This window comes from Cellulosimicrobium composti (assembly GCF_009711085.1).
GTDB lineage: Bacteria > Actinomycetota > Actinomycetes > Actinomycetales > Cellulomonadaceae > Cellulosimicrobium > Cellulosimicrobium composti.
Map to the genome: position 1 here is coordinate 56,435 of NZ_WMKA01000016.1, position 22,670 is coordinate 79,104.

The window sequence follows — 22,670 nt, forward strand, 5'->3', positions numbered from 1 at the left end:
GCCCCTGCCACCGTGGTCGGGCACGCACGGCCGGCGACCGCCGCGGCTCTCGACGACGAGCGGCACCGCGCGGCGCAGCCCGCGGGGCCCCGGCGCCGGCCGTTCCTCAGACCGCACACCCGAGGGGGCACCTCATGTCCACGTCCACCGCTCGCACCGCGCCGCCCGGCGCGTCGCCCGTACCCCGCCGCGCCCCGGCCGGTCCCGTCACGCAGCACGACGTCGTCACGCGCGCGCCCGCCCGCGTCGCCCTCGCGCTCGCTCGCGTCGGCACCGCCGTCGTCTTCCTCTGGCCGTTCGCGGACAAGCTCCTGGGGCTCGGGTACGCGACGCCGCGCGAGCGCGCGTGGCTCGCCGGCGCCGCCCCCACCCAGGGGTACCTCGAGCACGGCGTCCGGGGCCCGCTCGCGGGCGCGTTCACCGCGACGTCCGGGCCCGTCACCGACTGGCTGTTCATGCTCGGCCTGCTGGGCGTGGGCCTCGCGCTCCTGCTGGGCGTCGGGCTGCGCGCGGCCGCGGTGAGCGGCGGTCTGCTGTTCGTCCTGCTGTGGCTGTCGCAGTGGCCGTTCTCGCCCGGCTCGAACAACCCCGTCGTCGACCAGCACGTCCTCGTGGTGCTCGTGCTCGCCGTGCTCGCGACGACCCTCGCGGGCGACACGTGGGGGCTCGGGCGCCGCTGGGCCGCGCTGCCCGCCGTCCGTCGGGCGCCCTGGCTGCGCTGACCCGCGCGCGGCCGGGGCCGGTCAGGCCCCGGCCGTGTGCGCGCCCTCGAGCTCGTCGGCGTGGCGGATGTGCCGCGTGACCCACGGCGCGAGCGCGAACAGCGCGAGCGCGAACACGAGCGTCACGGCACCGATGCTCCCGAAGTACGCGGTGTCCGAGGCGCCCTCGGTGACCTGCACGACCTGGGCCGTGATCGCCTGGCCCGCCGCGGGCGCGAGGAACCACAGCGCCATGGCCTGCGACCGGAAGGCCCTCGGCGCGAGCAGCGTCGTGGCGGCGAGGCCCACGGGAGACAGGCACAGCTCGCCGAGCGTCTGGATCACGTAGACGAGCACCAGCACCCACGCGGGCGCCTTGCCGTCGCCGACGACGGCCGACGCCGCGGCGAGGAAGAGGAACGACACCGACGCCAGCGCGAGGCCGATCGCGAACTTGTTGGCCGTCGTCGGGCGGTCGCCGGTCCTGATCCAGATCCACGCGAACACCGGCGCCAGCAGGATGATCGACAGCGGGTTCACGGACTGGAAGAACTCCGGGCTGATGCCGATGCCGAAGATGCTCAGCTCCGTGCGGTCCTTCGCGAACGCGGACAGCGTCGTGGCCGCCTGCTCGAAGATCATCCAGAACAGCATCGCCGCGACGAACAGCGGGATGTAGGCGATGACGCGCGGGCGCTCCGCGTCGGTGACGCGCGGCGAGCGGTACATGACGACGAAGTACGCGATGGGCGCGAGGAACGCGAGGTAGGACATCGTGTCGATGAACGTCGTGATGTCGAACCCGCCCGAGATGACGACGGCCACGAGGCCCACGACCACGACGCCCGCCGCGATGAGCGCGAAGATGCGCGCGATCTTCGCGCGCTCCTCGGGACGGACCGGGTTGGGCACGTGCGCGCCCGCCTCGCCGAGGAACCGCCGGCCCGCGACGAAGAACACGAGCGCGACCGCCATGCCGACCGCGGCGACGGCGAAGCCGGCGTGGTAGCCGCCCCACGCGCGCGCGGCGCCGACGAGGAAGGGCGCGACGAACGAGCCGATGTTGATGCCCATGTAGAAGATCGAGAAGCCGGAGTCGCGCCGCGGGTCGTCGCGCGCGTAGAGCTCCCCGACCATCGAGGACACGTTGGGCTTGAGCAGGCCGGTGCCGAGCGCGACGAGCGCGATGCCGACCATCGAGAACCCGGCACCGGGGATCGTGAGGCTCACGTGGCCGGCCGCGATGATGATGCCCCCGTACAGGACGGAGCGCCGCGAGCCGATCACGCGGTCGGCGAGCCACCCGCCCACGACGGACAGCAGGTAGACGCTCGTGCCGTAGATGGAGACGAGGGCGAGGCCCGTCGTCTCCGCGATCCCGAGGCCGCCGTTCGCGACGGTGTCCGTGAGGTAGAAGAGCAGGATCGCGCGCATCCCGTAGTAGCTGAACCGCTCCCACAGCTCCGTGGTGAAGAGCGTCAGCAGCCCGCGGGGGTGCCCGAAGAACGCGTGGTCCCCCTCGATCGCCCCGGCCGCGGGGCCCACCGGGCCCTCGTCCTGCGACGCGCCGACGACCGCCGCCGTGCCCGGGCCGACGGGGGGCGCGCCGGGGTCCGGCTCCGTCCGTCCTTCGCGCCCGAGACCGCGGCGTCCCGCGTCGTCCTGCCCCTTCGGGTCGTCACCGTCCATCCTGCGATGCTCCCACCGGCGTGCCGGACCGGCGACCGTTAGCGTGGCCGGATGCCGACCCTCTGGTGGTGCCGACGCGACCTGCGCCTCGCCGACAACCCCGCGCTCGTCGCCGCGGTCGAGGCGGCGCGCGCCGCCGGCGACGAGGTCGCGGCGCTCCACGTGCTCGACCCCGCGCTGTGGGGTGCCGCCGGCGGGCCGCGCCGCGCCTACCTCGCGCGCAGCCTCGCTTCGCTCGACGAGGCCACGGGCGGCAGGCTCGTGGTCCGCCACGGCGACCCGCGCGAGGTCGTGCCCGCGGTCGCGCGCGAGACGCGCGCCGCCGAGGTGCACGTCGCGGCGTCGTACGAGCCGTACGGCGTCGCGCGCGACGAGGCGGTCGAGGCCGCGCTGCCCGACGTCGGCGCGCGCCTCGTGCGCACGGGCTCGCCGTACGCCGTCGCGCCGGGGCGCGTGCTCACGCGCACCGGGACGCCGTTCCAGGTGTTCACGCCGTTCCGCGAGGCCTGGGTCGCGCACGGCTGGCGCGACCCGGTGCCCCGCCCGCGCGAGGTCCCGTGGGCGACGGTGCGGTCCGACGGCGTCCCCGAGGACCCGGGGACGGACGCGCACCTGCCGGCGGCGGGCGAGGCGCCCGCGCGCCAGCGGTGGCACGAGTTCGTCGCCGACCGGCTGGCGGGCTACGCGACCGAGCGCGACCGCCCGGACCGGCCCGCGACGTCGGGCATGTCGATCCCGCTCAAGTGGGGCGAGCTCCATCCCCGCACGCTGCTCGCCGACGTGCGGAGCGCGCTGCACGACGGGCTCGTGCCGTCGGACGACGCGCTCGCGTACCGGTCGGAGCTCGCGTGGCGCGAGTTCCACGCCGACGTCCTGTTCCACCACCCCGACGCCGCCCACCGGTCGCTGCGCCCGGTCGTGCCCGAGGACGCGTGGGCCGAGGGCACGGACGAGGACGCGTACCTCGCCGCGTGGGCCGCCGGCCGCACGGGCTACCCGCTCGTCGACGCGGGCATGCGCCAGCTCCTCGGCGAGGGGTGGATGCACAACCGGGTCCGGATGGTCGTCGCGTCGTTCCTCGTCAAGGACCTGCACGTGCGCTGGCAGCGCGGCGCGGCGCACTTCATGGCGCACCTCGCCGACGGCGACGTCGCGCAGAACCAGCTCAACTGGCAGTGGGTCGCCGGGACGGGGCGCGACGCGTCGCCCTTCTTCCGGATCTTCAACCCGGTGACGCAGGCACGGAAGTTCGACCCCGACGGCACGTACGTGCGCCGCTGGGTGCCGGAGCTGCGCGGCGTCGAGGGCCGGGCCGTCCACGCGCCGTGGACGCTCCGCGAGCAGCCCGCGGGCTACCCCGAGCGGATCGTCGACCACGCCGTCGAGCGCCGGGTGTCGCTCGACGACTTCGAGCGAGCCCGGCGCTCCTGAGTTTTTTCAACCGAACGGTTGACCAGCGCCGTGGGCGGGCGTAGCGTCTTAGTCAACCGATCAGTTGAGAATTGGCGTCCGACCCGGGCGCCGCGAAGGAGGTCCTGTGACGGCCGACCCGCTCTCGCGCGTGTTCTCGGCGCTCGCCGACCCCACGCGCCGCGACATGGTGGCCCGGCTCGCGTCGGGAGACGCCAGCGTGGGCGAGCTCGCCCGGCCGTACGACATGTCCGTCCAGGCGGTGTCCAAGCACCTGCGGGTGCTCGAGGACTCCGGACTGGTGACCCGCACGACGGACGCCCGGCGCGCCCCCGTGCACCTCGAGGCGGAGGTCCTCGATCTCATGACGGCGTGGATCGAGCGTTACCGGCGTGAGGCCGAGGAGCGGTACCGCCGCCTCGACGACGTCCTGCGCGACCTGCCCGACCGACCGGGCACCACCGAGAACGACCCGACGACAGGAGCAGCACCATGACCACCACCGGCACCCACGAGACCGAGATCGTCGTCCCCACGGACCTCCCGATCGTGCGCATCGTGCGCGAGTTCGACGCGCCCGTCGCGAAGGTCTTCCGGGCCCACGTCGACCCCGAGCTGTTCGCGCGCTGGAACGGCCCCCGCAACCTCACCCAGCGCACCGAGCACTGGGACGTGCGCACCGGCGGCGCCTACCGCTACGTCCACGTGGACCCCGACGGCAACGAGTACGCGTTCTTCGGCAGCGTGCACGAGGTGCGCCCGGACGAGCTCATCGTCCAGACGTTCACGTACGAGGGCTTCCCCGACGGGGTCTCGCTCGACCGCCTCCGGTTCGAGGAGCTGCCCGGCGGGCGCTGCCGCCTCACCGCGACGTCGCTCGTCGACTCGTTCGAGGGCCGCGACGGCTTCGTCTCGAGCGGCATGGAGGTCGGGATCCGCGAGGGCTACGAGCAGCTCGACGAGATCCTCGCGGAACCCTGAGCAACGGGGCTCCACCGGACGTCCCGACCAGGCCGGGCACGGGAGTCTCAGCCCGTCACGCCTCGCCGCGCGCGAGCAGCCGGCCCGTGGGCCGGTCGAACGTGATCTCCTCGCCACGCAGGTACGTCGCGACGACGGCGCCCGAGAGCGCGCGGTCGGCGTACGGCGTGACGGGGTTCTTGTGGTGCAGAGCCTTCGGGTCGACGACGAACGCCGTGTCCGGCTCGACGACGGCGAGGTCCGCGTCGTGACCGAGCGCGATCGCACCCTTGCGCTGCAGCCCCGCGATCCGGGCGGGCCGCGACGACATCCACTCGACGACGCGCGCGAACGGCACGCCCCGCGTCCGGGCCTCGGTCCACACGATCGCCAGCCCGAGCTGCAGCGACGACACGCCGCCCCACGCCGTCCCGAAGTCCCCCGTGTCGGGGTCCTTGAGGTCGGGCGTGCTCGGCGAGTGGTCCGAGACGACGCAGTCGATCGTCCCGTCGAGCAGCCCCTCCCAGAGGAGCTCGCGGTTGTCGATCTCGCGGATGGGCGGGCAGCACTTGAACTGCGTCGCGCCGTCCGGGATCTCCTCGGCCGCGAGCGCCAGGTAGTGCGGGCACGTCTCGACCGTGATCCGCACGCCCTCGCGCTTCGCGCTGCGGATCATGGGCAGCGCGTCGGAGCTGGACAGGTGCAGCACGTGGGCGCGCGCGCCCGTCCAGCGCGCGGCCTCGATGACGGCGGCGATCGCGACGTTCTCCGCGCCGCGCGGGCGCGACGCGAGGAACGCGTCGTAGTGGTCACCGTGCGGGGTGGGCGCGTGCTCGATCGCGCGCGAGTCCTCGGCGTGCACGAGCATGAGCCCGTCGAAGTCCGCGAGCAGGCGCAGGTCCGCCTCGAGCTCGTCGGGCTCGAGGTACCCGAACTCCTCGACGCCCGAGTGCAGCAGGAAGCACTTGAACCCGAACACGCCCGCGTCCCACAGGGGGCGCAGCTCGTCCGCGTTGCCGGGCACGGCGCCGCCCCAGAACCCGACGTCGACGAACGCCTGGTCGCGCGCGACCTTCTGCTTGGTCTCGAGCGCCTCGACGTCCACCGTCGGCGGGATCGAGTTGAGCGGCATGTCGACGATCGTCGTGACGCCGCCGGCGGCCGCGGCCCGCGTCGCGGACGCGAAGCCCTCCCACTCGGTGCGTCCCGGCTCGTTGACGTGCACGTGCGTGTCGACGAGCCCGGGGACGAGCACCTGGTGCGGTGCGAGCTCGACGACGCGCGCGCCGTCGAGCCCCGCACCGAGGGGCTCGATCGCCCGGACCACTCCCCCGACGACCCCGACCTCGCGGGGCTGCTCGCCGGACGCGACGAGCACGCGCTCGCCGCGCACGACGAGGTCGTACTCGTGCGCCCGACCGTCGGTCTCCGCGCTCATCGCGCCTCCCTCGTCCGTGGTCTCCACCGTGCGCTCAGTCGAGCAGCGCGGTCGCGGTGGGGGCGTCCTCGGCCGAGATCGCGAGGTCCTCGAACTCGTTGACGCCCGTGAGCTCGACGCCCATCGCGATGTTCGTCACGCGCTCGAGGATGACCTCGACCACGACCGGCACGCGGAACTCGGCGGCCATGCCCTGCGCCTTGGCGAACGCGTCGCCGAGCTCCTCGGGGTCGGTCACGCGGATCGCCTTGCAGCCCAGCCCCTCGGCCACCTTGACGTGGTCGACGCCGTACCCGTTCATCTCCGGCGAGTTCACGTTCTCGAACGAGAGCTGCACGTGGTAGTCCATGTCGAACGCACGCTGCGACTGGCGGATGAGGCCGAGGTAGGAGTTGTTCACGACGACGTGCACGTACGGCAGGTTGAACTGCGCGCCGACCGCGAGCTCCTCGATCATGAACTGGAAGTCGTAGTCGCCCGAGAGCGCGACGACCGGCTCGTCGGGGGCGGCCTTCGCGACGCCGAGCGCCGCGGGGCCCGTCCAGCCGAGCGGCCCGGCCTGGCCGGCGTTGATCCAGTGCCGCGACCTGTACACGTGGAGGAACTGCGCGCCGGCGATCTGCGAGAGCCCGATCGTCGTGACGTAGCGCGTCTCGGGGCCGAACGCCCTGTTCATCTCCTCGTACACGCGCTGCGGCTTGATGGGGACCTCGGTGAAGTGGGTCTTGCGCTGCAGCGTGCGCTTGCGCTCGGCGCACTCGGCGGCCCAGCCGGAGTAGTCGCGCGCCCGGCCGGCGGCGCGGCGCTCGCGCGCGACCTCGACGAACAGCTCGAGGGCGGACCGCGCGTCGGAGACGATGCCGTAGTCGGGCGCGAACACGCGCCCGATCTGCGTCGGCTCGATGTCCACGTGGACGAACGTGCGTCCCGCCCGGTACGTGTCGAGCCCGCCGGTGTGGCGGTTGGCCCACCGGTTGCCGATCCCGAGCACGAAGTCGGACGCGAGCAGGTTCGCGTTGCCGTAGCGGTGCGACGTCTGCAGGCCGGCCATGCCGGCCATGAGCGCGTGGTCGTCGGGGATGACGCCCCAACCCATGAGGGTCGGGATCACGGGCACGCCGAGCGTCTCGGCGAGCTCGACGAGCAGGTCCTCGCCGCCCGCGTTGACGATGCCGCCGCCCGCGATCAGCAGCGGGCGCTCGGCGGCGAGCAGCATGTCGATCGCCTTCTCGGCCTGCGCGCGCGTCGCCGTCGGGCGGTGCACGGGCAGCGGCTGGTACGTCGCCGGGTCGAACTCGATCTCCGCGAGCTGCACGTCGATCGGCAGGTCGATGAGCACCGGGCCCGGTCGGCCCGAGCGCATGAGGTGGAACGCCTGCTGGAACACCTGCGGCACCTGCCCGGCCTCGAGGACGGTCTTGGCCATCTTCGTCACCGGGGCGGCGATGCTCGCGATGTCGACGGCCTGGAAGTCCTCCTTGTCGAGCTTGGCGACCGGCGCCTGGCCCGTGATGCACAGGATCGGGACCGAGTCGGCCCACGCGGCGTAGAGGCCGGTGATCATGTCGGTCCCGGCCGGGCCCGACGTGCCGATGCAGATGCCGATGTTCCCCGGCTTGGCACGCGAGTAGCCGTCGGCCATGTGCGACGCACCCTCGACGTGGCGGGCGAGCACGTGGTCGATGCCGCCGTGGGCGCGCATCGCGGAGTAGAAGGGGTTGATGGCGGCGCCGGGCAGGCCGAAGGCCTGGGTCGCGCCCTCGATCTCGAGGATCGCCACGGCGGCGTCCACCGCACGCATACGAGGCATGGTTTCTCTCCTTGCTGGAGTGACGTCGTCGTCAGGGAGTCAGGAGCCGTCGCGGCCGGAGAGCCGCTCGACGCCGCGGAAGAGGCCGGAGTGGTCGAGGCCGCCGTCGCCGTTCGCGCGCGCGGACGCCATGAGCTGGGCGACGAGGCCGCCGAGCGGCGCGACGACGCCCGCCTCGCGGGCCGCTGCGGTGACGATGCCGAGGTCCTTGTGGTGGAGCTCGATGCGGAAGCCGGGGCCGAAGTCGCGGTCGAGCATCTTGCGCGCCTTCTGGTTCAGCACGGCCGAGCCCGCGAGCCCGCCCCCGAGCACCTGGACCGCGGCGTCGGTGTCGACGCCGTACGCCTCGAGGAACACGATGGCCTCCGCGAGCGCCTGGATGTTCGCGGCGACGATGAGCTGGTTCGCGGCCTTGACGGTCTGGCCGGAGCCGTTCGGGCCCACGTGCACGACCGTCTTGCCGACGACGTCGAGGAACGGCTTGGCGGCCTCGAAGTCCTCGGTCGTGCCGCCGACCATGATCGACAGGGCGGCGTTGATCGCCCCGGGCTCGCCGCCGGAGACGGGGGCGTCCACGATGCGCAGGCCGGCCTCCGTCGCCTGGCGTGCGAGCGCGACGGTGACGTCGGGGCGGATCGAGGAGAAGTCGACGACGAGCGCGCCCGGCTTGGCGTTGGCGAGCACGCCGTCCTCGCCGGTGAGGACGGCCTCGACGTCGGGCGAGTCGGGGACCATGATCGCCACGACGTCGGCGCCCGAGACGGCGTCGGCGACGGACTCGGCCGCGCGGCCGCCCGCCTCGACGAGCGGCCGGGTCTTCTCGGGGCTGCGGTTGTAGCCCGCGACGTCGTGGCCGGCGTTCTGCAGGTGGACGGCCATGGGGCTGCCCATGATGCCGAGTCCGATGAAGGCGATGGAGGCCATGGTGTGCTCCTCGGGGTGGTGCGGGTCGGTGGTCGGTGGCGGCCGGCGGGGCCGCGGGTGCGTCAGCGCTCGGAGGCGGGGAGCCACGCGAACGGGTCGGCGGCGTCGGTCTTGTACTCGAGGCCGATCCAGCCGTCGTAGCCGCCGGCGCGCAGGTCCTTGGTCCAGCGGTCGACGGGCAGGTCGCCCGTGCCGGGCTCGCCGCGCCCGGGGGCGTCCGCGACCTGCACGTGCGCGACGCGGTCGCGGTACGTCGAGAGCGCCTGGTCGACGTCGTCGCCGTTGACGGCCAGGTGGTACACGTCGAGCAGGAGGCCGAGGTTCGTCTCGCCGTGGTCGGCGGCGACCCGGTCGATGACGCGCACGGCGTCGGCAGCGGTCCTCAGCGGGTAGGCCGGCGCGCCGCTCACGGGCTCGACGAGCACCGTGCCGCCGATGCGGGCGACCGCGCGGGCCGCGAGCGCGAGGTTCTCGGCTCCGAGCGCGTCCTGCTCCTCGGGCGTCGCGTCCTCCTGGCGGTTGCCGTACAGGGCGTTGAACGCCCGGCAGCCGGTGCGCTCGCCGATCGCGGTGACGACGTCGAGGTTGGCGCGCAGGTCGGCCGAGCGCGCGGGCCACGACACGAGGCCGCGGTCGCCGCCCGGCATGTTCCCGGCGTCGAAGTTGAGCCCCGTGAGCTGCACGCCCGCCGTCTCGATCGCGCCGACGAACGCGTCCACCTCGTCGCGCGCCGGCGTGGGCGACGCGAACGGCCACCAGAACTCGACGCCCCGGAACCCCGCCGCCGCGGCGGCGGCCGGCCGCTCGAGCAGCGGCAGGTCCGTGAGCAGGATCGAGCAGTTGACGGTGTACGTCGGTGCGGGGCTCATCGTTGTCTCCCTGGGTCGTCCGCGTCTCGCTGCCTTGCGATTCCATTCTGCGGAACTTTTCTTCTGCTGTATGGAAGTGTAGGCACGCTCGCGACGACGCGTCAACAGTCGGGCGCGCGCGCCGCCCGGCCACCGGCACGACGAAGGCCCGGTCCCGCACGCGGAACCGGGCCCTCGGGCGCCCCCTACTCGGATCGTCAGCGCCGTCGGTCGAGCTTGATCTGCCGGTTGACGTCCTTGTACAGCAGGTAGCGGAAGGGCTTGGGCCCGCCCGCGTAGCAGGCCTGCGGGCAGAACGCCCGGAGCCACATGAAGTCGCCCTCCTGGACCTCGACCCAGTCGCCGTTGAGGCGGTAGACCGCCTTGCCCTCGAGCACGTACAGCCCGTGCTCCATGACGTGGGTCTCGGCGAACGGGATGGAGCCGCCCGGCTGGAACGTCACGATGTTGACGTGCATGTCGTGCGCAAGGTCGTCGGGGTCGACGAACCGCGTCGTCACCCAGACGCCGTCGGTGTCCGGCATCGCGCGCGGCTCGACGTCCTGCTCGCGCGTGACGAACGACGTCGCGGTGTGGCCCGGGATCGGCTCGTACACCTTACGGATCCACTGGAACGCGGCCTTCGCGTCGGAGCGGTTGTGCAGCGCCCACCGCTCCCCCGCCGCGAGGTAGGCGTAGCCGCCCGGCTCGAGCACGTGCTCGGTGCCCGCGAGCGTGAGCACGAGCGTGCCCTCGGTGACGAAGACGACGGACTGCACCGTCTCCTCGTCCTCGCCCTGGTCCGACCCGCCGCCGGGCGCGACCTCCATGACGTACTGGGCGAACGTCGTCGCGAACCCCTCCACCGGCCGCGCGAGCACCCACAGCCGGGTCTTCTCCCAGCCGGGCAGGTTGCTCGTGACGATGTCGCGGAGCACGCCGCGCGGGATGACCGTGTACGCCTCGGTGACGATCGCGCGGTCGGTGAGCAGCTCGGTCTGGCCGGGCAGGCCACCCTGCGGGGTGTAGTAGGGGGTGGTCTGGGTCATCGTTTCACTCCTGGAGGTCGGGCGTCGTGCCGGTGGACAGGCCGGCGACGCCGGCGGGGAAGGGGAGGGCGGGCGCTCAGCCCGCGACGGGCTGCGGGACGTGGCCCGAGACGCGGACGGCGTCGAGCCCGGCACGGTCGAGGCCGGTCGCGGTGCGGACCTCGGTCTCGGTGAGCGCGCCGCAGTCGACGCCGCGCCCGAGGAACCAGGCCATCGCCCTGGCCGTCGCGGGCTCGTCGAGCACGCCGCCGGAGTCGGGCACGAACCCGACGTACGCGGCCAGGCGCGCGAGCGCCGACGCGGCGCCCTCGCGGTAGAACGCGTACGTCGCCGCGAAGCGGCTCGGGAGCTGCGCGGGGTGCAGGTCCCAGCCCTGGTAGTAGCCGCGCTCGAGCGAGCGGCGCACGAGCCGTCCGTGCAGGCGCCACGCCGCGTCGACGGCCTGGGGGTCGCCGACCGGGAGCACGTTCGTCGAGCCGTCCGACAGGCGCACGCCCGTGCCCGCGACCGCGAGCTGCATGACCGCCTTCGCGTGGTCGGCCGCGGGGTGCTCCATCGACTGGTACGCCGCCGCGATCCCGAGCGACGCCGAGTAGTCGTACGTGCCGTAGTGGAGCGCGGTCACGCGGTCGGGGGCCGCGTGCACGAGGCGGGCGACGGTCGCGGTGCCGTCCGCCGTGAGCAGGGACTGCGGCGTCTCGACCTGCACCTCGAACCGCAGGCTCCCCCGCTCCAAGCCGTTCGCGTCCTCGACGCGCTCGCACGCGAGCGCCATCGCCTCGACCTGCTGCGGCGCCGTGACCTTCGCGAGCGTCACGACGAAGCCGTCCGGGAGGCCCGCGGTCGCGTCCGCGCCGACGAGCGCGGCGCGCGCCGCGACGAGCTCGGCCACGAACAGCGCGAGCGTGCGGACGCCGCGCCGCCGCGTCGCGGCCTCGAGGCACTTGATGCGGATGCCGGAGAACGGCGTCGCGGTGCCTTGCGCCTCGGCCCGGGCGAGCTCGCGCGCCGCGGCCGTGACCGCGGCGTCCTCGGCCGCGTCGCCGCGGTCGCCGAACCCGTCCTCGAAGTCGATGCGCAGGTCCTCGATCGCCTCGACGGCGAGCTTGGCGCGCACGCGCTCGGCGACCGCGTCGGCGAGGTCGCCGACCGGCCCGCCGCCCACGCCGAGCAGGTCGACGAGCCGGCGCACCCCGTCGGTGCCGCCGCCCGCCGCATCGACCGCCTCGCGCGCCCGCGCGGCCCACTCGGGTGCGAGACCCGCGGTGTACCGGTCGCCGGGCACGTACACGGTGTGGACGGGCTGGCGCGAGCCGTCGTCGCCCGGGTACCGCGCCTCGAGCTCCGCGTCCCACGGGGCGAGCAGGCCGTCGAGCGTCGCGTGCAGCGCCGCGACGCCGTCCTCGTCGAAGCCGAGCGCGCGCCCGGCGCCGGGTGCCGCCGTCATGAGGACGCGTCCTGCTCGTGCGCGACGACGTCCTCGTACGCGGGCAGCGTGAGGAAGTCGACGTAGTGCTCGGTGAGGGCGATGTCCTCGACGAGCGCGGCCGCCCGCGCGTACGGGCCGGCGTCGTACGCCTCGTGCCCGACGTCGTCGCGCAGCCGGGCGGTCTCCTCGCGCAGGAGCGCGCGGACGAGGTCGGCGGTGATCGGCGTGCCCGCGTTCTCGCCCGCCGTGAACGTCGCGCCCGAGCGGACCCACTGCCACACCTGCGAGCGCGAGATCTCGGCCGTGGCCGCGTCCTCCATGAGGTTGTGGATCGCGACCGCGCCGTTGCCCGTGAGCCACGCCGCGACGTACGCGACGGACACGTAGAGGTTGTTGCGCAGCCCGGCCTCGGTCACGTCGCCCTGGGCGGACGCCACGTCGAGGAGCTGGTCGGCCGTGACGTGCACGTCCGGGCGCTGCTTGTCGAGCTGGTTGGGGCGCTCGCCGAGCACGGCGTCGAACACCTCGCGGCACACGGGCACGAGGTCCGGGTGCGCGACCCACGAGCCGTCGAAGCCGTCGCCGGCCTCGCGCTGCTTGTCCGCGCGCACCTTCTCGAACGCCTGCGCCGTGACCTCGGGCTCGCGCCGGTTCGGGATGACGGCCGCCATGCCGCCCATCGCGAACGCGCCGCGCCTGTGGCACGTCTGCACGAGGAGCTCGGTGTACGCCCGCATGAACGGCGCGGTCATCGTGATGGCGCCGCGGTCGGGCAGCGTGAACGAGGGCCCGGAGTCGCGGAAGTACTTGATCATCGAGAACAGGTAGTCCCAGCGGCCCGCGTTGAGGCCCGACGCGTGGTCGCGCAGCTCGTAGAGGATCTCGTCCATCTCGAACGCGGCGGGGATCGTCTCGATGAGGACCGTCGCGCGGATCGTCCCGTGCGGGATCCCGAGCACCTGCTCGGCGTGCGTGAAGACCTCGTCCCACAGGCGCGCCTCGAGGTGCGACTCCATCTTCGGCAGGTAGTAGTACGGGCCGGAACCGCGCGCGAGCAGCTCCGCCGCGTTGTGGAAGAAGTGCAGCCCGAAGTCGACGAGCGCGCCGACGGCGGGCGTCCCGTCCACGGTGAGGTGCACCTCGTCGAAGTGCCACCCGCGCGGGCGCACGACCATGACCGCGAGCGGCTCGCCGTCCGACTCGGGCCGCAGCGCGTACTGCTTGCCCTCGGGCGACGTGAACGCGAGCGTGCGCCGCGTGGCGTCGTGGAGGGCGACCTGCCCGCCGACGACGTTGCTCCAGTGCGGGGTCGACGCGTCCTCGAGGTCCGCGAGCCAGACCTTCGCGCCCGAGTTGAGGGCGTTGATCGCCATCTTCGGCGTGGGCGGCCCGGTGATCTCGACGCGGCGGTCCTGGAGGTCGGCGGGCGCGCCCGCGACCGTCCACTCCCCCGCGCGCACGTCCGCGGTCTCGGGCAGGAAGTCGAGGCGGCCCGTGCGCGCGACCTCCTCGCGTCGCGCGGCCCGCGCGGCGAGGAGCTCGTCGCGCCGCGCGCCGAACCGGCGCTGCAGGTCCGCGACGAACTCGAGCGCGTCGGGCGTGAGGATCTCGTCCGCGCGCTCGACGGCGGGGCCGTGGACGGTGACGGCCGTGGTGGTGGTCATGGTGGGTGTCCTTTCTGCGGGGGTCCGGGGGCTGACGGCGTGGGGCGTCAGGCCCGGGGCGCCGACCCGACGTGGTGGCCCGGGGTGGTGCTCCCCTGAGCCTGCTCCGCGCGCGAGCGCTCCGCGACCTCGGCGACGGCGCGCGCGACGGCCTTGGAGACCGCGGGCTCGAACACGCTCGGCACGATGTAGCTCGCGCTGAGCTCCTCGGGCGCGACGGCGTCGGCGATCGCGACGGCCGCGGCGCGCAGCATCTCGTCGGTGATCTCGCTCGCGCCGACGTCGAGCAGGCCGCGGAAGAGGCCCGGGAACGCGAGCACGTTGTTGATCTGGTTCGGGTAGTCGCTGCGCCCGGTCGCGACGACGGTCGCGTGCTGGGCGGCGGCGATCGGGTCCACCTCGGGCGTCGGGTTCGCGAGCGCGAAGACGATCGCGTCGTCCGCCATCGTCGCGACGTCGTCGCCCGTGAGGATGTTGGGGCCCGAGACGCCGACGAACACGTCGGCTCCGGCGAGGCCCTCGCGCAGCGTGCCCGTGAAGCCCTCGGTGTTCGTCGTCTCGGCGAGGCGCCGGCGGTGGTCGTCGGTGAGGTTCGCGCCCGGGTGGATCGCGCCGTGGCGGTCGAACGCGACGATGTGGCGCGCGCCCTGGCCCTGGAGCAGGGAGATGATCGCGTTGCCGGCCGCGCCCACGCCCGAGACGACGATCCGCACGTCCTCGATCTGCTTGCGGACGACGCGCAGCGCGTTCGTCAGCGCGGCCAGCACGACGATCGCCGTCCCGTGCTGGTCGTCGTGGAACACGGGGATGTCGAGCTCCTCGCGCAGCCGACGCTCGATCTCGAAGCAGCGCGGCGCCGAGATGTCCTCGAGGTTGATCCCGCCGTAGACGGGCGCGATCGCCTTGACCGTGCGGATGATCTCCTCGGTGTCGGTCGTGTCGAGGCACACGGGCCACGCGTCGACGCCCGCGAACTGCTTGAAGAGCGCCGCCTTGCCCTCCATGACCGGGAGCGCGGCGGCGGGGCCGATGTCGCCCAGGCCGAGCACGGCCGTCCCGTCGGTGACGACCGCGACCGTGTTGCGCTTCACCGTGAGCCGGCGCGCGTCCTCGGGCCGCTCCGCGATCGCGAGGCACACGCGCGCCACGCCCGGCGTGTACGCGCGGGCGAGGTCGGCGCGGTGGCGCAGCGGCACCTTGGGGTTGACCTCGAGCTTGCCGCCGAGGTGCATGAGGAACGTCGCGTCGCTCACGTGCCGCACGGTGATGCCGTCGAGCGCGCTCAGCGCGTCGCGGATGCGCTCCACGTGCGCGGCGTCCACCGTGTCCGCCGTGATGTCGACGACGAGGCGGTCCGCCCCCGACTCCGAGACGTCGACGCCGGTGATCGCGGCGCCCGTGGCGCTCACGGTCGCGACGAGGTCACTCGCCGTGCGGTGCCCGCTCGGCGCCTCGACGCGCAGCGTGATGGAGTAGCTCGGGCTGGTGGCGGCGGACTTCGCCGTCGGGGCCTGCGTCTCCGGGGCGTTCGACTCGGACGTCATGTTCGTTCCTTCTTCTCGTATGCTGATGCGTGTCTTCCGTGATGCGGAAGGGAGCGCGGGACGGTCCCGCACTGCTCAGGCGAGGCGCGCCCGTCCTCGGGCGGCACCTGGTGGACAGGAGATGGTGAGATGGCCGAGACCTCGGCGGCGACGGAGCCGGCGGAGACCACGCCCACGCGGCCGGCCAAGCCGGCCGGCGGTGTGCAGTCCGTGGACCGGGCGATCGAGCTGCTCGAGCTGCTGGCCGACTTCGGCGGCGAGTCCGGCCTCAGCGAGCTCGCGCAGAGCGCGGGACTGCCGCTGCCGACGATCCACCGGCTGCTGCGGACGCTGCTCGCCCAGGGGTACGTGCGCCAGACGCCGTCGCGGCGCTACACGCTCGGCCCGCGCCTCATCCGGCTCGGCGAGTCCGCCGGGCGCCAGCTCGGCGCCGGTGCCCGCCCCTACCTCGAGCGGCTCGCGCACGACCTCGGCGAGTCGGCGAACCTCGCGATGATCGACCGCGACATGGCGGTCTACGTCGCCCAGGCCTCGTCGAGCCACTCGATGCGGATGTTCACCGAGGTCGGCCGGCGCGTCTACACGCACTGCACGGGCGTCGGCAAGGCGGTGCTCGCCCAGCTCCCCGACCAGACGGTGCGCGAGATCATGGGCCGCGTCGGCATGCCCCCCGCGACGGACCAGTCGATCACCGACGTCGACACGCTCCTCGCGGAGCTCGCCGCGACCCGCGAGCGCGGGTACGCGATCGACGACGGCGAGCAGGAGCTCGGCGTGCGCTGCTTCGCCGTCGCGGTGCCCGACGCGCCGACCCCCACGGCTCTGTCCGTCTCGGGCCCCGCGGCCCGCGTGACGTACGAGTTCGGCGAGCGCGCCGTGCCGGTGCTGCACCGGGTGGCGGGCGAGCTCACGCGCGAGCTCATCACCGCCGCGCCGTGAGGCGGGCGCGCCCTGCCGGGCCGCGAGGGCTCCGCGGTCAGGCAGGGCGCGTCCGTCCGTCACGGTCGGCTCAGCAGAACCCGGTGACCGTGGCCCAGGCGCGCGGCTCGGCCGGCACACCCTCGCGCTGGACGGTGGCCTCGATGAGGCCGTACGGGCGGTCCGCCGCGTAGAAGACCTCGTTCGGGTTGTCGAGGCCGAACGGCGCCAGGTCCACGAGGAAGTGGTGCTTGTTCGGCATCGAGAACTTGATCTCGGCGATCTCCGGGACCGCCTCGAGGACGGCCTTGCCCATCGCGAACAGCGTCTGCTGCAGCGCGAGCGAGTGCGTCGTGGCGAACGCCTCGAGCTGGATCGCCCGCACCTTCGCGTACACGGCGTCGAAGTCGACGTCCGTCGTCGTGTAGCGCCACCGCGACGTCACGGACGTCGCGAGGATCCGGTCGTTCGTCTCGACGAGCGTCGTGTACCGGTCGCGCGGGAAGCCGTGGAACTCCGAGCCCGTCGACTTGAGGACGACGAGGTCCGTGAGCCCCGAGACGACGAACACCTCGTCGCCGTCGCGCTGGACGACCGTCGTGCGGGTCTCCTGGTTGTTCCGGACGAACGCGTGGTCGTGCTCGCCGTCCGCCGTCTCGATGCGGTTCCAGGAGTACTGCTCGATCTCCCAGCGGCCGCCCTCGATCCACTCGAAGTCCTCGACGAAGTGCCGGCCGAGGCGGATCGCGAAGTCCTCGATCGCGCCGACGCCGTCACGGGCGAACGCGTAGATCGTGTTCTTCTGGGTGTCGGTCGCGACGCACTTCGAGTTGTCGCCCTCCAGGTGGGTGGCCTCCTGGCCGCCGCGCAGCTGCGAGGACACGTTGAGGTCCGTGATCTCGTGGCGCGGCGTCGCACGGTCGACGCGCACGAGGCGCACCTCCGCCTTGCCCCACTGGTTGTCCCCGAGGACGATCGCCCCGCTGCCCTGCGTGGCCGCAGTCTGCTCGGCGCTCGTCGTGGTCAGGGTCTCGCTCATGTCAGCTCCCTCGATAGGTCGAGTAGGCGAACGGGCTGAGCAGGACGGGGACGTGGTAGTGCTGCTCCGCGCTCGCCACCCGGAAGACGATGACGACCTCCGGGTAGAAGGACACGGTGTCTCGCCGGTCGAAGTACTCGGCCGTGTCGAACACGAGCCGGTACGTACCGGGGACGAGGGTCTCGGGCCCGAGCTCGGGCACGCGACCGTCGTCGTTCGTGCGGGAGGACGCCACCAGGGACCAGCCCTGCCCCGTCGTCCCCTCCGCGATCCCCGGAGCCGCCTCGAGGCGGACGGTGATCCCCTCGGCGGGCCTACCGCTGGCCGCGTCGAGTACGTGCGTGGTGATGTGGCTGGCGTGGGTGCTCATGCACTCAGCATTCCCTTCAGCCGCAGCGCGGCGATCTCGCGCAGGTTGCGGGCCGCGTTGGCCCGCTCGGTCTCGGCGTCGTTGCCCAGCCGCTCGGTGAGCTGCTCGAGGATCTCCTCGGCGCTGCGCCCGGCTGCCCGGATGAGGAACACGTGCCCGAACCGCTCCTCGTACGCGCGGTTGCCCTCGGCGAGGCGGCGCGTCACGTCGTCGTCGGACGTGTCGACGCCGGCCTGCTCGGAGCGCGACATGCTCGCGTCCGCCGACTCCCCCCGGGCGCGCTCCCCGATCCGGGGGTGACGCGCCAGCGCGGCGTCGACCTCCTCGTCCGTCCAGGGGTCCGCCGCGTCGAGCGCGGCCCGCGCCGCGTCCTCGACGCTCGCGTACGGCCGGCCTGCCGTGACCTCGTCCGCCCAGCGCCCGACGTGCGCGCACGCGAGGAGCGCCTCGCGCGCCTGCTCCGGGGGCAACCGGTTGAACTCGTCCAGCGTCATCGCTGCGTGTCCCTCTCGACGTCGGGCCGGTCACCCTGCCGGCGACCCTGCCAGTTCCACATCACGGAAGTTCGTTTCCGTCTTATGAATGTACGTCCCGCATCGGGTGATGTCAACCACGGTCCTCCCCCGGTGGCCTGGCCGCACGTCCTGGCCCCGCCGGGAACGACGACGGGCCCGGCAGCAGGTGCTGCCGGGCCCGTCGTGGGGTGTGCTCGTCACGCGGCTCGTCCACGCCTCGCGGACGACGACGCGCCGCGCGTCAGGGGGCGCCGAGCCCCGCGCGGAACTCGTCCTCGAGGATGCTCATGACCGTCGCGTCGGCCCACCCGTCGCCGTCGCGGTAGACGTCGCGCAGGCGGCCCTCCTCGCGGAACCCGAGGGACTCGTAGAGCATGCGCGCCCGCGGGTTGATGCTCAGCACGTCGAGGCTCACCCGGTGCAGGTGCGGCCCCTCGTGCCGCACGCCGTCCACGTCAGTCGCGCCGTCGAACGCGAAGCGCAGCACCTCGAAGATCGCCTCGCGCCCGTAGCCCCGCCCCCGGTAGTTCGGGAGCAGCGCGAGACGCAGGTTCGCGGAGCGCGCGTCCTCGTCGAGGTCGTTGAGCACGATCTCGCCGATCATCTCGTCGCTGACCTGCTGCCCGTCGCGCACGGCACCGGGCGTGATCGCCCAGTCGAACCGGCCCTCGCGGTCGCTGACCGTCGCCGACCACTCGTCGACCTGCTTGCGCGTGAACGTCGCCGTCGTCCCCGTGAGCCGGTTCGACTCCGGGTCCTGCAGCGACTCCCACATGCGGTCGGCGTCCCGCGCCTCGATCGGGCGCAGGCGCACCATCTCGCCGAGCAGGACCGGTCCGCGCGTCACCGCGTCAGCCGATCCGCTCGAGGATGAGCTCGCGCACACGACCGGCGTCCGCCTGGCCGCGCGTCGCCTTCATGACCGCGCCGATGATGGCACCGACCGGCCCGAGGTTGCCGCCCCGGACCTTCTCGACCACGTCGGGCTGCGCGGCCAGCGCCTCGTCGATCGCGGCGAGCAGCGCACCGTCGTCGGAGACGACCTCGAGCCCGCGCGCCGTGACGACCTGCTCGGGGTCGCCCTCGCCCGCGAGCACGCCCTCGAGCACCTGGCGCGCGAGCTTGTCGTTGATGCGGCCCGAGTCGACGAGCCCCTGGAGCTCGGCGATCTGTGCGGGCGTGACGCTGAGCTCCTCGAGCGTGACCTCGTCCTGCTTCGCACGACGCGCGAGCTCGCCCATCCACCACTTGCGGGCGCCGGCCGGGCTCGTGCCCGCGGCGACGGTCGCCTCGATGAGGTCGATCGCCCCCGCGTTGACGACGTCACGCATCTCCGCGTCGGCGTAGCCCCACTCGCCCTGCAGGCGGCGACGACGCGCGACCGGCAGCTCGGGCAGGCCCGCACGGATCTCCTCGATCCACTCGCGCGGGGGCGCGATCGGGACGAGGTCGGGCTCCGGGAAGTACCGGTAGTCCTCGGCGTCGGACTTCACGCGGCCCGACGTCGTGATGCCGGTGTCCTCGTGCCAGTGCCGCGTCTCCTGGACGATGGTGCCACCGGCGTCGAGCACGGCGGCCTGGCGCGAGATCTCGTAGCGCACGGCCCGCTCGACCGAGCGGAACGAGTTGACGTTCTTCGTCTCGGTGCGCGTGCCGAGCGGCGACTCGGGCGTGGGGCGCAGCGACAGGTTCACGTCGGCGCGGACGTTGCCGCGCTCCATCCGGGCCTCCGAGACGTCGAGCGCGCGGAAGATGTCGCGCAGCGTCTGCACGTACGCGCGCGCGACCTCCGGCGCGCGGTCGCCCGCGCCCGTGATCGGCCGCGTGACGATCTCCACGAGCGGGATGCCCGCGCGGTTGTAGTCGACGAGCGAGTACTCCGCGCCGTGGATGCGCCCGGTGGCGCCGCCGACGTGGGTGTTCTTGCCCGCGTCCTCCTCCATGTGCGCGCGCTCGATCTCGACGCGGAACACCGTGCCGTCCTCGAGCTCGACGTCGATCCACCCGTCGTACGCGATGGGCTCGTCGTACTGCGACGTCTGGAAGTTCTTCGGGACGTCCGGGTAGAAGTAGTTCTTGCGCGCGAAGCGGCACGTCTCGGCGATCTGGCAGTTGAGCGCGAGGCCGATGCGGATCGCGTACTCGACGGCCTTGCCGTTGACGACGGGCAGCGCGCCCGGCAGGCCCAGCGAGACCGGGGTCACCTGGGTGTTCGGCTCCGCGCCGAAGCTCACCTCGGCGGGGCAGAACATCTTGGTCAGCGTGCCCAGCTCGACGTGCACCTCGATCCCGATGACGGGGTCGTAGCGGCGCGTGGCGTCGGCATAGTCGACGAGGTCGACGGTCGTGGCGGTCATCGGGTCAGCCCTCCAGCTCGGTCGTGGCCGTGGGCAGCGCCGGCGCGCGGTCGAGCAGCGGCCCGCCCCACGTACTCAGGAGCGCGGACTCGAGCGCGGCGCCCACCCGGTACATGCGGTCGTCGGCCTTGGCCGGCGCGAGGATCTGGAAGCCGACGGGCAGGCCGTCGTCCGACAGGCCCGACGGCACCGACATCCCCGGGACGCCCGCGAGGTTCGCGGGGATGGTCGCGACGTCGTTGAGGTACATCGCGAGCGGGTCGTCGAGCTTCTCGCCGAACCGGAACGCCGTGGTCGGCGCCGTCGGGGAGACGAGGACGTCCGCCTGCTCGAACGCCGCGGCGAAGTCGCGCTGGATCAGCGTGCGCACCTTCTGCGCGCTGCCGTAGTACGCGTCGTAGTAGCCCGCGGACAGCGCGTAGGTGCCGAGGATGACGCGGCGCTTGACCTCGTCACCGAAGCCCGCGCCGCGCGTGGCGGCCATGACGCGCTCGGCGGTGACGGGACCCTCCTCGGGCTCGACGCGCAGGCCGAACCGCATGCCGTCGAACTTCGCGAGGTTGCTCGACGCCTCCGACGGCATGATGAGGTAGTACGCGCCGAGGGCGTACTCGAAGTGGGGGCACGAGACCTCGACGACCTCGGCGCCCAGGCCGCGCAGGAGGTCGAGGGACTGCGCGAAGCGCGCGCTCACGCCCTCCTGGTAGCCCTCGCCGCTGAGCTCCTTGACGACGCCGACGCGCAGGCCGGTCAGGTCGCCGCCGGCGCCCTGCACCGCGGCGTCGACGAGCGCGGGCGCACGGCCCGGGATCGACGTCGAGTCGCGCGGGTCGTACCCGCCGATGAGCTCGTGGAGGAGCGCCGAGTCGAGCACGGTGCGCGTCACGGGGCCCGCCTGGTCGAGCGACGACGCCATGGCGATGAGGCCGTAGCGCGAGACGCCGCCGTACGTCGGCTTCACGCCGACGGTGCCGGTGACGGCGCCGGGCTGACGGATCGAGCCGCCGGTGTCGGTGCCGATCGCGAGCGGAGCCTCGAACGCCGCGACGGCCGCGGCGGACCCGCCGCCCGAGCCGCCGGGGATGCGGTCGAGGTCCCACGGGTTGCGGGTGTTGCCGAACGCGGAGTGCTCGGTCGACGACCCCATGGCGAACTCGTCCATGTTCGTCTTGCCGAGGATGGGCAGCCCGGCGGCACGGATCTTCTCGACGAGCGTGGCGTCGTAGGGCGGGATCCAGCCCTCGAGGATCTTCGAGCCGGCCGTGGTCGGCATGCCCTTGGTGACGACGACGTCCTTGACGGCGACGGGGACGCCCGCGAGCCGGTGCAGGGACGCGCCCGCGGCGCGGCGCTCGTCGACGGAGCGCGCGATCGCCAGCGCCTCGTCGGCGTTCACGTGGAGGAAGGCGTTGACGGCGCCGTCGACGGTGGCGATCCGGTCGAGGTGCGCCTGGGTGGCGTCGACGCTGGTGAACTCGCCGGCCGCGAGGCCGTCGGCGAGCTCGGACGCGCTGAGGCGCGTGAGGTCCTGGGTCATCTCACTCCTCCCCGAGGATCTGCGGGACGGCGAAGCGCCCGTCCTCCGCCGACGGCGCGGCCGCGAGGACATCCCCGACCGGCAAGGCCGGCTCGGGCACGTCGTCGCGGAAGACGTTCGTCATCGGGAGGGGGTGGCTCGTCGCAGGGACGTCGGGCGTCGCGACCTCGCTGACCTTGGCGATGGCGTCGACGATGACGTCGAGCTCGCCGGAGAGCCGGTCCAGCTCCTCGGGTCGCAGATCGATGCGGGCCAGCGCGGCGACGCGCGCGACCTCGTCACGGGAGATGGTGGACATGCTCGCCATTCTAGTGGGGCGGCACCCGGCCCTCGCGCGCGCGACCGCCGGCCGGACGCGACGGTCTCGGCGGTTCGGTCGCCCCGCGTCACGGACGCTGCCGGGGTGCGGGCAGAGACGGCGGCGAGGTGCCTGGTCGTGGAAATGCCGAAGGCCCACCCCGTGTGGGG

21 protein-coding genes are annotated in these 22,670 nt (G+C 73.4%); 5 read left to right on the forward strand and 16 right to left on the reverse strand.

Going from position 1 to position 22,670, the window contains the following annotated elements; translation table 11 throughout:
* Positions 1 to 134: 134 nt before the first annotated feature.
* Entirely contained in the window at positions 135 to 722 is a 588-nt protein-coding gene (locus GJV82_RS09045) for a DoxX family protein (protein WP_155098987.1), read from the forward strand.
* A gap of 21 nt (positions 723 to 743) precedes the next feature.
* Here the strand turns inward: GJV82_RS09045 and GJV82_RS09050 are convergent, their stop codons facing one another.
* Positions 744 to 2,390 (reverse strand): peptide MFS transporter, encoded by a 1,647-nt coding sequence (locus GJV82_RS09050; protein WP_155098988.1) that lies wholly within the window; start codon positions 2,388 to 2,390, stop codon positions 744 to 746.
* Positions 2,391 to 2,441: 51 nt separating this feature from the next.
* Here GJV82_RS09050 and GJV82_RS09055 point away from each other — a divergent pair, with 51 nt between their 5' ends.
* The 3 genes from GJV82_RS09055 (at position 2,442) to GJV82_RS09065 (ending at position 4,781) form a co-directional block, all read left to right on the forward strand.
* A complete protein-coding gene (locus tag GJV82_RS09055; protein ID WP_155098989.1) occupies positions 2,442 to 3,821 on the forward strand; it encodes a cryptochrome/photolyase family protein in 1,380 nt (459 codons plus the stop codon).
* A 106-nt stretch (positions 3,822 to 3,927) separates the two neighbouring features.
* Complete coding sequence (locus GJV82_RS09060; RefSeq protein ID WP_318657463.1) at positions 3,928 to 4,296, forward strand: ArsR/SmtB family transcription factor; 369 nt, start codon at positions 3,928 to 3,930, stop codon at positions 4,294 to 4,296.
* On the forward strand, positions 4,293 to 4,781 hold the full coding sequence (locus tag GJV82_RS09065; protein ID WP_155098990.1) for an SRPBCC family protein: 489 nt from the start codon (positions 4,293 to 4,295) through the stop codon (positions 4,779 to 4,781). Before GJV82_RS09060 ends, GJV82_RS09065 begins: the two co-directional genes overlap by 4 nt.
* A gap of 55 nt (positions 4,782 to 4,836) precedes the next feature.
* Here the strand turns inward: GJV82_RS09065 and allB are convergent, their stop codons facing one another.
* The 8 genes from allB to GJV82_RS09105 form a co-directional block, all read right to left on the reverse strand.
* Positions 4,837 to 6,198, reverse strand: coding sequence for an allantoinase AllB (gene allB / locus GJV82_RS09070; protein ID WP_155098991.1), 1,362 nt, complete (start codon positions 6,196 to 6,198; stop codon positions 4,837 to 4,839).
* Positions 6,199 to 6,232: 34 nt separating this feature from the next.
* Positions 6,233 to 8,008 (reverse strand): glyoxylate carboligase, encoded by a 1,776-nt coding sequence (gene gcl, locus GJV82_RS09075; RefSeq protein WP_155098992.1) that lies wholly within the window; start codon positions 8,006 to 8,008, stop codon positions 6,233 to 6,235.
* A gap of 39 nt (positions 8,009 to 8,047) precedes the next feature.
* Complete coding sequence (locus GJV82_RS09080; RefSeq protein ID WP_155098993.1) at positions 8,048 to 8,932, reverse strand: 2-hydroxy-3-oxopropionate reductase; 885 nt, start codon at positions 8,930 to 8,932, stop codon at positions 8,048 to 8,050.
* A gap of 62 nt (positions 8,933 to 8,994) precedes the next feature.
* Entirely contained in the window at positions 8,995 to 9,801 is an 807-nt protein-coding gene (locus GJV82_RS09085; RefSeq protein ID WP_155098994.1) for a hydroxypyruvate isomerase family protein, read from the reverse strand.
* A 197-nt stretch (positions 9,802 to 9,998) separates the two neighbouring features.
* Positions 9,999 to 10,829 (reverse strand): bifunctional allantoicase/(S)-ureidoglycine aminohydrolase, encoded by an 831-nt coding sequence (locus GJV82_RS09090; RefSeq protein WP_155098995.1) that lies wholly within the window; start codon positions 10,827 to 10,829, stop codon positions 9,999 to 10,001.
* 76 nt (positions 10,830 to 10,905) lie between these two features.
* The gene (locus GJV82_RS09095) at positions 10,906 to 12,276 is read right to left on the reverse strand and encodes a DUF6986 family protein (protein ID WP_155098996.1); all 1,371 of its coding nucleotides are present in this window, start codon (positions 12,274 to 12,276) and stop codon (positions 10,906 to 10,908) included.
* The gene (gene aceB / locus GJV82_RS09100) at positions 12,273 to 13,922 is read right to left on the reverse strand and encodes a malate synthase A (RefSeq protein ID WP_155098997.1); all 1,650 of its coding nucleotides are present in this window, start codon (positions 13,920 to 13,922) and stop codon (positions 12,273 to 12,275) included. The genes GJV82_RS09095 and aceB overlap by 4 nt, the downstream gene beginning before the upstream one ends.
* A gap of 47 nt (positions 13,923 to 13,969) precedes the next feature.
* Complete coding sequence (locus GJV82_RS09105; protein ID WP_155098998.1) at positions 13,970 to 15,466, reverse strand: NAD-dependent malic enzyme; 1,497 nt, start codon at positions 15,464 to 15,466, stop codon at positions 13,970 to 13,972.
* Between the two features lie 129 nt (positions 15,467 to 15,595).
* On the opposite strand from GJV82_RS09105, the gene GJV82_RS09110 reads away from it, so the two are divergent.
* Positions 15,596 to 16,405, forward strand: coding sequence for an IclR family transcriptional regulator (locus GJV82_RS09110; RefSeq protein WP_155098999.1), 810 nt, complete (start codon positions 15,596 to 15,598; stop codon positions 16,403 to 16,405).
* A gap of 70 nt (positions 16,406 to 16,475) precedes the next feature.
* On the opposite strand, the gene pucL is transcribed toward GJV82_RS09110, so the two are convergent.
* From pucL to gatC, 7 genes are all read right to left on the reverse strand, one after another.
* Positions 16,476 to 17,423: a factor-independent urate hydroxylase gene (gene pucL / locus GJV82_RS09115; RefSeq protein WP_155099000.1), complete on the reverse strand. Its 948-nt coding sequence runs from the start codon at positions 17,421 to 17,423 to the stop codon at positions 16,476 to 16,478.
* A 1-nt stretch (position 17,424) separates the two neighbouring features.
* Positions 17,425 to 17,793, reverse strand: a complete 369-nt coding sequence (uraH, locus tag GJV82_RS09120) for a hydroxyisourate hydrolase (protein ID WP_034605512.1) — start codon at positions 17,791 to 17,793, stop codon at positions 17,425 to 17,427.
* Positions 17,790 to 18,287, reverse strand: coding sequence for a 2-oxo-4-hydroxy-4-carboxy-5-ureidoimidazoline decarboxylase (gene uraD, locus GJV82_RS09125; protein ID WP_115942888.1), 498 nt, complete (start codon positions 18,285 to 18,287; stop codon positions 17,790 to 17,792). Before uraD ends, uraH begins: the two co-directional genes overlap by 4 nt.
* A 262-nt stretch (positions 18,288 to 18,549) precedes the next feature.
* Entirely contained in the window at positions 18,550 to 19,155 is a 606-nt protein-coding gene (locus GJV82_RS09130) for a GNAT family N-acetyltransferase (RefSeq protein ID WP_318657464.1), read from the reverse strand.
* Between the two features lie 4 nt (positions 19,156 to 19,159).
* Positions 19,160 to 20,665 (reverse strand): Asp-tRNA(Asn)/Glu-tRNA(Gln) amidotransferase subunit GatB, encoded by a 1,506-nt coding sequence (gene gatB / locus GJV82_RS09135; RefSeq protein WP_024842140.1) that lies wholly within the window; start codon positions 20,663 to 20,665, stop codon positions 19,160 to 19,162.
* A 4-nt stretch (positions 20,666 to 20,669) separates the two neighbouring features.
* On the reverse strand, positions 20,670 to 22,202 hold the full coding sequence (gatA, locus tag GJV82_RS09140; RefSeq protein ID WP_155099001.1) for an Asp-tRNA(Asn)/Glu-tRNA(Gln) amidotransferase subunit GatA: 1,533 nt from the start codon (positions 22,200 to 22,202) through the stop codon (positions 20,670 to 20,672).
* A gap of 1 nt (position 22,203) precedes the next feature.
* Positions 22,204 to 22,500, reverse strand: a complete 297-nt coding sequence (gatC, locus tag GJV82_RS09145) for an Asp-tRNA(Asn)/Glu-tRNA(Gln) amidotransferase subunit GatC (RefSeq protein WP_155099002.1) — start codon at positions 22,498 to 22,500, stop codon at positions 22,204 to 22,206.
* Between the last annotated feature and the right edge of the window lie 170 nt (positions 22,501 to 22,670).